We start from the raw sequence: 11852 nt of genomic DNA on the forward strand, positions 1-11852 counted from the left end.
ACAACAGTCTGCAAAAAAAAGGCACCCGACCTACAACCGCAGCGATCGTAGCCCTACTTGCCTGAGTATTGACCAGCGCGAGCAAAAGAACAGTTCCGGGGCTCGCGCCATTCAAAAATAAAGGGCGCGGTCAGACCGCGCCCTTCACAGAAGCGGATTACTCGCCCTGACGGGCCGGAGCATCCAGTTCGAAAGCCGTGTGCAGCGCGCGCACGGCCAGTTCCAGGTACTTCTCTTCGATCACTACGGACACCTTGATTTCCGAAGTCGAGATCATCTGGATGTTGATGCTTTCTTTTGCCAGGGATTCGAACATGCGGCTGGCCACGCCTGCGTGGGAACGCATGCCGACGCCAACGATCGAGACCTTGGCGATCTTGGTGTCACCGACTACTTCACGAGCACCGATCTCGCGAGCGGTGTTTTCCAGCACGGTCTGTGCGGCCTGGTAGTCGTTGCGGTGCACGGTGAAGGTGAAGTCGGTGGTGTTATCGTGCGCGACGTTCTGCACGATCATGTCGACTTCGATGTTCGCGGCACTGATCGGGCCGAGAATCTTGAATGCCACGCCCGGGGTGTCTGGCACGCCACGGATGGTCAGCTTGGCTTCATCGCGGTTGAAAGCGATGCCGGAAATGATCGGCTGTTCCATGGTTTCCTCTTCATCAATAGTAATGAGGGTGCCCGGACCCTCCTTGAAGCTGTGCAGTACGCGCAGCGGAACGTTGTACTTGCCGGCGAATTCCACCGCACGGATCTGCAGCACCTTGGAACCGAGGCTGGCCATTTCCAGCATCTCTTCGAAGGTGATCTTGTCCAGACGCTGAGCGACCGGCACCACACGCGGGTCGGTGGTGTAGACACCGTCGACGTCGGTGTAGATCTGGCATTCATCCGCCTTCAAGGCCGCCGCCAGTGCCACGCCGGTGGTATCGGAACCGCCGCGACCGAGGGTGGTGATGTTGCCGTGCTCGTCGACGCCCTGGAAACCGGCGACAACCACCACACGGCCAGCCTTCAGATCACCGCGAATCTTCTGGTCATCAATCTGCAAGATACGCGCTTTATTGTGCGCACTGTCAGTCAGGATCCGTACCTGATTGCCGGTGTACGACACCGCCGGCACACCGCGCTTGATCAGCGCCATGGCCAACAGGGCAATCGTCACCTGCTCACCGGTGGACACGATCACGTCCAGCTCGCGCGGAACCGGTTGTGCCTCGCCACTGATTTGCTTGGCCAGATCGATCAGACGGTTGGTTTCGCCGCTCATTGCAGACAGCACAACCACCAGGTCATCGCCGGCATCGCGGAATTTCTTAACCTTGTCGGCGACCTGCTCGATTCTCTCGACAGTGCCGACCGAGGTGCCTCCAAATTTCTGTACGATCAAAGCCATTTCAAAGCCGCCTCTGCCCATGAAGGGCGCCCAATAATCTTTCGAACAGTCGCCGGGCCCGCCACTAGACTGCGAGCCCGGCGAGCCGTCTTATAAAGCCTGCTCGACGAATGGAACGGTCAGCGCCAGCGCGCCATCCAGCGCAGCGGCATCGACACCGCCGCCCTGCGCCATGTCCGGACGACCACCGCCCTTCCCGCCCACTGCCGCAGCAGCCTGTTTCATCAAATCACCGGCTTTGAGTTGGCCAGTCAGGTCCTTGGTTACGCCTGCAACCAGTACGACCTTTTCCTCATGGACACCGCCGAGCAGGATCACTGCGCGGCCGAGTTTGTTTTTCAGCTGATCGACCAGCGCCAGCAGCGCCTTGCCATCCTGACCGTCCAGACGGGCGGCCAGCACCTTCACATCCTTGACGTCCACCGCCGAGGCCGACAGATCGTCGCCCGCAGCGCTGGCTGCCTTGGCCTGCAACTGCTCGAGTTGTTTCTCCAGCAGACGGTTGCGCTCCAGTACCGCCGAGAGCTTGTCGATCAGGTTGTCGCGGCTGCCCTTGACCAGGCTGGCCGCTTCCTTGAGTTGTTCTTCCGCCGCGTTCAAGTAGGCCAGCGCCGCAGCACCTGTGACTGCCTCGATACGACGCACGCCCGAGGCCACACCGCCTTCGCTGATGATTTTCAGCAGGCCGATGTCGCCGGTACGGTTGGCGTGGATACCGCCGCACAGTTCGACCGAGAAGTCGCCCATGCTCAGCACGCGCACGCTGTCGCCGTACTTCTCGCCGAACAGCGCCATGGCGCCTTTGTTCTTCGCGGTTTCGATGTCGGTTTCTTCGGTTTCAACGGCGGAGTTCTTGCGAATCTCGGCGTTGACGATATCTTCCAGCTGCTTGATCTGTTCTGGCTTGATCGCTTCGAAGTGGCTGAAGTCGAAACGCAGACGCTGACTGTCGACCAACGAACCTTTCTGCTGCACATGCTCGCCCAGCACCTGACGCAGCGCGGCGTGCAGCAAGTGAGTAGCCGAGTGGTTCAGCGCGGTGGCGTGACGTACTTCGGCGTCGACGTGGGTTTCCACCGGTGCGCCGATGGTCAGACTGCCCGAGGCCAGCACACCGTGGTGCAGGAATGCGCCGCCGGTCTTGGTGGTGTCGCGCACGTCGAAGCGGCTGCTGCCGGCCTGAATGAAACCGCAGTCGCCGATCTGGCCACCGGATTCGGCGTAGAACGGCGTCTGGTTGAGCACGATCACGCCTTCCTGACCTTCGCTCAGCACGTCGACCGACTGGCCATCCTTATAGATGGCAACGATTTTCGCCGAGCCGCTGGTGGCGGCGTAACCGGTGAACTCGGTGGCCACGTCGACCTTGACCAGGGTGTTGTAGTCCAGACCGAACGAGCTGGCCGAACGCGCGCGAACACGCTGCGCTTCCATCTCGCGCTCGAAGCCGGCTTCGTCGACGGTCAGGCCGCGTTCGCGGGCGATGTCGGCGGTCAGGTCCATCGGGAAACCGTAGGTGTCGTAGAGTTTGAACACCACGTCACCTGGCACCACGGTGCCTTTGAGCTCGGCCAGATCCTGCTCGAGGATTTTCAGGCCGTGCTCCAGGGTCTTGGAGAACTGCTCTTCTTCAGCCTTGAGCACGCGTTCGATGTTGCTTTGCTGCTTCTGCAGTTCCGGGAAGGCTTCGCCCATCTCGGCAACCAGCGCCGCGACGATCTTGTAGAAAAAGCTGCCGGTGGCGCCGAGCTTGTTGCCGTGACGGCAGGCGCGACGGATGATCCGGCGCAGCACGTAACCGCGACCTTCGTTGGACGGCAGCACGCCATCGGCAATCAGGAAACCGCAGGAACGGATGTGGTCGGAAACGACTTTGAGCGACGACTGATCGCCGTTTTCGCAGCCGATCGCTTCAGCCGAAGCCTTGAGCAGATTCTTGAACAGGTCGATGTCGTAGTTGGAGTTGACGTGCTGCATCACCGCACTGATCCGCTCCAGGCCCATGCCGGTGTCCACCGACGGCGCTGGCAACGGATGCAACACGCCATCGGCGGTGCGGTTGAACTGCATGAACACGTTGTTCCAGATTTCGATGTAGCGATCGCCATCCTCTTCCGGCGAGCCCGGCGGGCCGCCCCAGATGTGCTCGCCGTGATCGTAGAAAATCTCGGTGCACGGGCCGCACGGGCCGGTATCGCCCATGGTCCAGAAGTTGTCGGAAGCGTACGGCGCACCCTTGTTGTCGCCGATGCGGATCATGCGCTCGGCGGGCACACCGATTTTCTGTGTCCAGATGTCATACGCTTCGTCGTCGGTAGCGTAGACGGTGACCCAGAGCTTTTCCTTCGGCAGCTTGAGCACGCCAGTCAGGAAGGTCCAGGCAAAGGTGATCGCGTCGTGCTTGAAGTAGTCGCCGAAGCTGAAGTTACCGAGCATTTCGAAGAACGTGTGGTGACGCGCGGTATAACCGACGTTTTCCAGGTCACTGTTCTTGCCGCCGGCGCGCACGCATTTCTGGCTGCTGGTGGCACGGGTGTACGCACGTTTTTCCTGGCCCAGGAAGCAGTCCTTGAACTGGTTCATCCCCGCGTTGGTGAACAGCAGGGTTGGGTCGTTGCCTGGAATCAAAGAGCTGGAGGCTACACGGGTGTGGCCTTGCTCTTCGAAGAAGCGAAGGAAGGCTTCACGGATTTCTGCGCTTTTCATTAGGTTCTTCCACGGAGGCTGCGGCCAAAGGCCTGTTCGAAACGTCATGAGACGAAGCGACGGCAAAGGGCCGCATTATATCGGCCCTGCGCGCGGGGTACAGCGTGTTTATACGATAGAAACGGTCAATTGGACGGCTGACGCTGTCACTTGCATGAAAACTCGACGAATGTCGCGATCACTTGTTCGATTTGCGCGCGGCTGACGTCCATGTGCGTGACCATGCGCAAGCGCGCAGCGGCGCTGAGCCTGATCCCGCGTTCGCCGGCAAAGTCCTTGAGTGCTGCGGCCTTGTCGCCCATTTGCACATAGACCATGTTGGTTTGCACGGGCTCGACGACGAAACCGGCCTCACGCAGACCCTCGGCGAGCAACTGCGCATTGGCATGGTCATCCGCCAGCCGTTCGACGTGATGATCCAGCGCGTACAGGCCAGCCGCCGCGAGCAACCCGGCCTGACGCATGCCGCCACCGACCATTTTGCGCAAACGCCGCGCCTTGCCGATCAGTTGCTCGGAACCGCACAGCACCGAACCGACCGGTGCGCCGAGGCCTTTGGACAGGCACACCGACACCGAATCGAAATGCTGGGTGATCTCGCGGGCATCGACGCCGAGCTTGACCGCCGCGTTGTACAACCGCGCCCCGTCGAGGTGCAATTGCAGGCCATGCTCCTGCGTAAAGCGTCGGGCGCGCGCCAGATATTCCAGCGGCAGCACTTTACCCTGCATGGTGTTTTCCAGCGCCAGCAAACGCGTGCGGGCGAAATGGAAATCGTCCGGTTTGATCGCGGCGGCGACCTGATCCAGATCCAGCGAACCGTCGGCCTGCACCTCCAGCGGCTGCGGCTGAATCGAACCGAGCACCGCCGCCCCGCCACCTTCGTACTTATAGGTGTGCGCCTGCTGACCGACGATGTACTCGTCGCCCCGCTCGCAGTGCGCCATCAGGCCGAGCAGGTTGCTCATGGTCCCGGTCGGCACGAATAGCGCGGCGGCAAAGCCCAGGCGTTTGGCCAGTTCGGCCTCAAGGCGATTGACCGTCGGATCTTCGCCGTACACATCGTCGCCGGTGTCCGCTGCGGTCATCGCATCGAGCATGGCGGGAGTCGGTTGGGTGACGGTGTCGCTGCGAAGATCAATAACGCTCATGAACCTGGCCTCTGGTCAGATGGGGAAATCCCTTTGTGAAGTGGGATTACTGCGGTCATGGCGCGGATTAATCAAGCCTTGAAGAAGGAAAAATCACCGTCCTCAGGAAAAAGCACAATCCATGTGGGAGCGAGCCTGCTCGCGAAAGAGCAGTAACAGGCAGCATATTCGTTGAATGTGAAGCCGCTTTCGCGAGCAGGCTCGCTCCCACAGGTTCTGTGCAGGACCGAAAAATATGTGTTACAAACTGCGCGCTGCCCGAGATTGGGCGGCACAAACGTTCTCAGGGCGGGGTGCAATTCCCCACCGGCGGTAATTGCGCGCAACGCGCATAGCCCGCGAGCGCTTGGCGCTGCACACGACTTGAGTCGGGTGCGTCGGCAAGGTCAGCAGACCCGGTGTGATCCCGGGGCCGACGGTCATAGTCCGGATGAAGAGAGAACGGGATCGACGCCAAAGGGCCGTCCGCGTGCACTCGTGCCTGCGTTCGCACCCTTGCATCCCTTTCGATTCATAACGCCCTGTTTTTCACACAAACAGGAGTCAGAACATGCAACCCACCGCTATCGACAGCAAAAGCAAACACCCACAGGGCGAGCGCGTCGCGTTCATCCAGGCCTGCTGGCACAAGGAAATCGTCGACCAGAGCCGCAAAGGCTTCGTCGCTGAAATGCTGGTGCAGGGTTATCAGGAAGCGGACATCGATTTCTTCGAAGTCGGCGGCGCTTTTGAGATGCCGCTGCACGCCAAGCTGCTGGCCAAGTCCGGCCGTTACGCCGGCATCGTCGCCGCCGCCCTGGTGGTGGACGGCGGCATTTACCGTCACGAGTTCGTTGCGCAATCGGTGGTCAGCGGCCTGATGCAGGTGCAGCTGGAAACCGAAGTGCCGGTGTTCTCGGTGTCGCTGACCCCGCATCACTTCCATTCGGGCGAAGAGCATCAGAGGTTCTTCTTCGAGCACTTTGTGCACAAGGGTCAGGAAGCTGCGCGGACTTGCGCGGACACGCTGCAGAAAGTTCGTGCGCTGCGTCGTACAGAGCCGCGTGCGGTAGCCGTGTAACGTCGAGTGAGTTTTTGACCTCACTCAAATCAAATGTGGGAGCGAGCCTGCTCGCGAAGAGGGACTGCCAGCCGACGACAAGTTGACTGGTAGACCGCTTTCGCGAGCAGGCTCGCTCCCACATTGGTTTTGTGCCGATTCAGATGTCGCTATCAGGCGAGGTTTTCGTCAGTGGCCGGGACGATCAGGATGCCGGCGCGCAGGCCGTTCTTGACCTTGGGGTTGGGGAAGATGATCCGCGCGCCCTGCTCTTCGATCACCCAGCGGGTATTGGCCAGGTCTTCGGCCAGCACATAACCCGGTTCCAGCTCGGAAAAGTTCTCGATATCCGCCGGCAGATTCAGGCGGAACGCATCGCTGTGCTTGATGATTTCCCGCGCCACGCTGAACAGTTGCAAGCCGTCCAGCCCTTCTTCTGTCTCCGGCTCAGTGCCTTCGATGATCTGCTTCAGACGGGTTTCCAGCAGTGAAACGTTAACGCCGTCGTTCTGCCCGAACGGCCGCGCCTTGCCCAGTTCCAAGGTAAAAGCTTCAGCGTCGAGTTTGTCGTAGGTGTACGAGCTGAACACGATGGATGGTTTGTTCTGCAACAGCACTGCTTCCATGCCGGCGGCGCGCAGGCGCGCCAGTTCGCGGCGGGAATGCTGACGCCCTTCCTTCCACGGGTACAAGGCGAACTGTTCGATCTTCGACCCACGAATCGCGGTGTGCAGGTCGTAGTGCAGACGCTGGCGCTCGGGCTTGCTGAAGAAACTCGCCGCCAACCGTTCCAGCTCACAGGCGCGCAACGCTTCCGAGCCGCTGCTTTGTTCGTGGCGGCCGTTGAACAGCCGATTGACATCCTGCTCGACGAAACGCTCGCCCTTGCGAATCGCTTCCGGGTTGCCGAACAGGAACAGAATGCGTGCGCGCGGCTTGAGATCGCCGCGTGCGATGTCGTGCAGCAGCCGATCAAGCAACTCGATCGGTGCCGTTTCGTTACCATGGATGCCTGCCGACAGCAGCAGGTCCAGGCCATTGTCGCGCGCTTCCGGGGGCCGCACTTCCAGCGCCCCTTCGCTCAACCAGCGCATGCGCACGCCTTCGACAGTCAGTTGAGTCTTCTCCGCCGGTTCGCGGCCGGCGAGGGTCAGTTCAAGCAGTTTGCCGAGGGCGAGCATAGAGCGGTTTCCTTAGTGGTCGTGGTTGCAATCCGGGCCGTGTACGTGATCCTCGTCAGCGCCGAGGTCAGCCGGTTCCATTTCCAGTTGCAGACTTACCAGATTAGTCGCCAATGGGCGCAGCAGCAGGTTGGCGTACTCTTCGTCACCTTCCTCGACGTCCACGCCGATCAGCAGCTGGCCACGGCCGTCCTGCTGGATCCACAGCTCTTTGCCTTGCCACATCACCGCGACGCGGGTGCACGAGGTTTGCAATTGCGTGCCGTCGGTGTCTTCAAGGATCAGCTGCAGGGAATCGCTCATGTTTTTACTCTCTTGGGGTGACACGCCGCGCGCCACGTTCAGGCAGCACGCTGGCGATCAATTGATCTGGAAAGGATAAACCGCGCCCAGTTTAAGGATTTGCGTCAGTTCATCCAGTGCCGTCCGGCATTCAAGCAGCAACTGCGGGTCCGCTAGGTCGGTTTCGCTCAGGCGGTCGCGGTAGTGCTTTTCAACCCATGCGGTCAACGAACCGTACAACGGGGCCGTCATGATAACGCCTGGGTTGACCGCCGCCAGTTCGGTTTCATTCAGCGCCACACGCAGACGCAGGCACGCCGGGCCACCGCCGTTCTGCATGCTTTGCTTGAGATCGAAGACTTTCACTTCGCGGATCAGCCCGCCGGAGCTGGTCAGGCTTTGCAGATAAGCCCAGACGCGTTCGTTGGCCTGGCATTCCTGCGGCACGATCAGCAGCATCGAGCCATCGGCACGCGACAGCAACTGGCTGTTGAACAGGTAGGAACGCACCGCGTCATCCACAGTGACCGCCGAACGCGGCACGCAAACAGACTGGAAGTTACCGCCGACCTTGGCCAGTTTGCCTTGCAGCTCGGCAAGCATCTTGTCGGTCTCGAGGAACGCGTCCTCGTGATAGAACAGCACTTCACCATTGCCCACGGCGATCACGTCGTTGTGGAACACGCCCTGATCGATGACGTTGGGATTCTGCTGCGCGTAGACCACGCCTTCGTCACGCAGACCGTGCAGACGCGCGACGGCTTGCGAGGCTTCGAGGGTCTGGCGTGCAGGGTATTTCTGCGGCGCCGGGAAACGGTTGTCGAACGCACTGCGGCCGAACACGAAAAACTCGACGCCCGCTTCGCCGTACTCACGGCAGAAACGCGTGTGGTTGGCCGCGCCTTCGTCGCCGAACTGCGCCACTGCCGGCAAAGCGGCGTGATGGGCGAAGTGCTGTTGATTGGCGAACATCGCGCCGAGCACGCGGCTGGTGGTCGGGTGTTCGATGCTGCGGTGGTATTTGCAATTGAGGTTGGCGGCGGTGAAGTGCACGCGGCCGTCAGCGGTGTCGGCACTTGGGCTGACCGTGGCGGCGTTGGCCACCCACATGCTCGACGCCGAGCAACTGGCGACCAGCAGCGGCATCGCTTCTTTGGCGGCGCGCTCGATCACCTGCGCGTCAGTGCCACTGAAGCCCAGACGACGCAGCGCCGCCACATCAGGACGTTCCTGCGGAGCCAGCACGCCTTGCTGAAAGCCCATGTCCATCAGCGCTTTCATTTTTGCCAGACCTTGCAGCGCCGCTTCCTTCGGATTCGAGGATTGCTGACTGTTGCTTTGCGAGGCGACGTTGCCGTAGGACAGACCACCGTAGTTATGGGTCGGCCCCACTAGACCGTCAAAATTGACTTCATAGGATTTCATCAGCGAGGCTCCACGAGAATCTGTTGTTATAGGCTTCAGTAACTATTCTTTGCGACCGAGGCGCGGCCTTCGCGAGCAGGCTCGCTCCCACACTGGAATGCATTTCCCTGTGGGAGCTGGCTTGCCAGCGAAGTGGCGCTACGCCATTTTCACGCCAGGCGTCAGGGCCGATGGCAACACCAGACTCGGGGTTTCCAGCGACGCCACTGGGTACGCGCAGTAATCCGCTGCGTAGTAGGCGCTGGCGCGGTGGTTGCCCGAGGCGCCGACGCCGCCGAATGGCGCGCTGCTCGCGGCGCCGGTCAGCTGTTTGTTCCAGTTGACGATGCCGGCGCGGCTTTCCAGCCAGAACTGCTGGTAACGCGCTTCGGAATCGGAGAGCAAACCGGCGGCCAGTCCATAAGCGGTGTTGTTGGCTTCACTGATCGCCGCGCCGAAATCGGCATAGCGGATCACTTGCAGCAACGGCCCGAACAGTTCTTCGTCCGGACGCTCGGCCACGGCCGTCACATCGACGATGCCCGGGGTCAGCAAGGCCGACTGCGCTTGTGGCTGAGTCATTTCCAGCAACGCCACCGCGCCGTTGGCCAGCAGTTGTTCCTGCGCATCCATCAGCGCTTTGGCCGCGCCGAGGGAAATCACCGAGCCCATGAACGGTGCCGGTTGCTGATCGAAGGCACCGACTTCAATGGTCGAACTGACTTCCACCAGACGCTGGAGCAGGCTGTCGCCCCACGCACCTTGCGGCACCAGCAGACGCCGAGCGCAGGTGCAGCGCTGGCCAGCGGAAATGAACGCCGACTGAATGATCGTGTACACCGCCGCGTCCAGATCAGCGACCTGATCGACCACCAGCGGGTTGTTGCCGCCCATCTCCAGCGCAAGAATCTTGTCCGGACGCCCGGCGAATTGCTGATGCAGGTGATTGCCGGTGCGGCTCGAACCGGTGAAGAACAGACCGTCGATACCCGGGTTCGCCGCCAGAGCGATACCGGTTTCCCGCGCGCCTTGCAGCAGGTTCAACACGCCTGCCGGCAGACCGGCTTCGATCCAGCACTTGACCGTCAGCTCGGCGACTTTCGGCGTCAGTTCGCTGGGCTTGAACAATACGCTGTTACCGGCCAGCAGCGCCGGGACGATATGACCGTTAGGCAGGTGACCGGGGAAGTTGTAAGGGCCGAACACCGCGACCACGCCGTGGGGCTTGTGGCGCAATACGGCGGTGGCGTCGCCCAATGGGCCGCTCTTCTCGCCGGTGCGCTCGCGGTAGCTCTGCACCGAAATCGCGATCTTGTTGACCATGCTGGTGACTTCGGTCGCAGCTTCCCACAGCGGTTTGCCGGTTTCTTCGCCGATGGTGCGAGCCAGTTCGTCAGCGTGGTTTTTCAACGCAGCAGCAAAAGCTTCGAGGACGCTGATGCGCTCCTCGAGGGTGCGGCGTGCCCACTGAGGAAACGCCTGGCGAGCAGCCTGAACCGCCGACTCGACCTGCGCGGCAGTGGCGCCCTCGCCCGCCCACAGCACTTGCTGGGTCACCGGGTTCAAAGATTGAAAGGCTTCGCCCTGACCGGCCAGCCACTCACCTGCGATGTATAGCGAATTCATTATTTCGACTCCCGTGCAGCGGACAGCGCCACGGCGCGAACCTGATCGCCGGCGCTGAGTTGAAGACGTTTCGCGGTCTGCGGATCGACCACCAGGGTGCCCGCAGCCAGACGCGCTGGGGCAGCCGTGATGCGGCAATCCTCGCGCTTGCGGTTGTGGATGATGAACGGCGTGGCGTCATCGCCCGGCGTGCCGACGGCCAGCACCAGCGCTTCGCTGTCACGCACCGCGCGGATCTTGCTGGTTTCGCATTCGATGGCCGGGCCGGCGTCGAAGATGTCGACGTAACCCTGATAGCTGAAGCCTTCGCTCTTGAGCATGGCCAACGCCGGTTCGGTGTCCGGGTGCACCTGGCCGATGACGTTGCGCGCGTCCGGCGAGAGGAAGCAGGTGTACAGCGGGAATTTCGGCATCAGTTCGGCGATGAACGCCTTGTTGCCGACGCCGGTCAGGTAATCGGCCTGGCTGAATTCCATCTTGAAGAAATGGCGGCCGAGGCTTTCCCAGAACGGCGAGCGCCCGGCGTCATCGGACACGCCACGCATTTCGGCGATGATCTTGTTACCGAACAGCTCCGGGAACTCAGCGATGAACAGCATGCGCGCCTTGGACAGCATCCGGCCGTTGAGACCGTTGCGGTAATCGGCGTGGAGGAACAGCGAGCACAGCTCGGAATTGCCGGTCAGGTCGTTGGCCAGAAACAGCGTCGGGATTTCGCGGTAGATGTTCAGCTCTTGCGAAGCGCTGACCGTCAGACCGACGCGGAAGTTGTACCAGGGCTCACGCAGGCCGACCGCGCCGGCGATGGCGGAAATCCCCACCACGCGGCCGTCATCGTCTTCGAGCACGAACAGATAGTCGGCATCGCCACGCCCGGCTTCGCCGCGAAAGGTCTTCTCGGCCCAGCCGACCCGGTGGGTCAGGCGCTCTTCGTTGGCCGGCAAGGTAGTCAGGCCGGTGCCGGTGCTGCGGGCCAGGTCGATCAGCGCGGATAAATCGCTGCTGCGTACGGGACGAACAATCATGCTATCTCCTCAAACGGGCCGCTCGCGCCACCCGTGAAA

At 61.4% G+C, this 11852-nt stretch carries 9 protein-coding genes and 1 riboswitch; of the genes, 1 reads left to right on the forward strand and 8 read right to left on the reverse strand.

The window, feature by feature from the left end:
• Positions 1 to 157: 157 nt before the first annotated feature.
• The 3 genes from OK411_RS21220 to ltaE form a co-directional block, all read right to left on the reverse strand.
• A complete protein-coding gene (locus OK411_RS21220; protein WP_016773595.1) occupies positions 158 to 1399 on the reverse strand; it encodes an aspartate kinase in 1242 nt (413 codons plus the stop codon).
• A 90-nt stretch (positions 1400 to 1489) separates the two neighbouring features.
• A complete protein-coding gene (gene alaS, locus OK411_RS21225; protein ID WP_122612069.1) occupies positions 1490 to 4105 on the reverse strand; it encodes an alanine--tRNA ligase in 2616 nt (871 codons plus the stop codon).
• Positions 4106 to 4251: 146 nt separating this feature from the next.
• A complete protein-coding gene (ltaE, locus tag OK411_RS21230) occupies positions 4252 to 5256 on the reverse strand; it encodes a low-specificity L-threonine aldolase (RefSeq protein WP_264365645.1) in 1005 nt (334 codons plus the stop codon).
• A 275-nt stretch (positions 5257 to 5531) separates the two neighbouring features.
• Positions 5532 to 5703, forward strand: a riboswitch (FMN riboswitch).
• Between the two features lie 103 nt (positions 5704 to 5806).
• On the opposite strand from ltaE, the gene OK411_RS21235 reads away from it, so the two are divergent.
• Complete coding sequence (locus OK411_RS21235) at positions 5807 to 6316, forward strand: 6,7-dimethyl-8-ribityllumazine synthase (protein WP_264365646.1); 510 nt, start codon at positions 5807 to 5809, stop codon at positions 6314 to 6316.
• Positions 6317 to 6468: 152 nt separating this feature from the next.
• On the opposite strand, the gene astE is transcribed toward OK411_RS21235, so the two are convergent.
• From astE to astA, 5 genes are all read right to left on the reverse strand, one after another.
• Positions 6469 to 7476 (reverse strand): succinylglutamate desuccinylase, encoded by a 1008-nt coding sequence (gene astE / locus OK411_RS21240; RefSeq protein WP_122746818.1) that lies wholly within the window; start codon positions 7474 to 7476, stop codon positions 6469 to 6471.
• Positions 7477 to 7488: 12 nt separating this feature from the next.
• Positions 7489 to 7779 (reverse strand): hypothetical protein, encoded by a 291-nt coding sequence (locus OK411_RS21245; RefSeq protein WP_016773591.1) that lies wholly within the window; start codon positions 7777 to 7779, stop codon positions 7489 to 7491.
• 57 nt (positions 7780 to 7836) lie between these two features.
• Positions 7837 to 9183, reverse strand: coding sequence for an N-succinylarginine dihydrolase (astB, locus tag OK411_RS21250; RefSeq protein WP_071173304.1), 1347 nt, complete (start codon positions 9181 to 9183; stop codon positions 7837 to 7839).
• Between the two features lie 138 nt (positions 9184 to 9321).
• A complete protein-coding gene (astD, locus tag OK411_RS21255) occupies positions 9322 to 10791 on the reverse strand; it encodes a succinylglutamate-semialdehyde dehydrogenase (RefSeq protein ID WP_264365663.1) in 1470 nt (489 codons plus the stop codon).
• Positions 10788 to 11813: an arginine N-succinyltransferase gene (gene astA / locus OK411_RS21260; protein WP_024014014.1), complete on the reverse strand. Its 1026-nt coding sequence runs from the start codon at positions 11811 to 11813 to the stop codon at positions 10788 to 10790. Before astA ends, astD begins: the two co-directional genes overlap by 4 nt.
• Between the last annotated feature and the right edge of the window lie 39 nt (positions 11814 to 11852).

It is taken from the genome of Pseudomonas sp. RG1 (genome assembly GCF_025910115.1).
Lineage (GTDB): Bacteria > Pseudomonadota > Gammaproteobacteria > Pseudomonadales > Pseudomonadaceae > Aquipseudomonas > Aquipseudomonas atacamensis.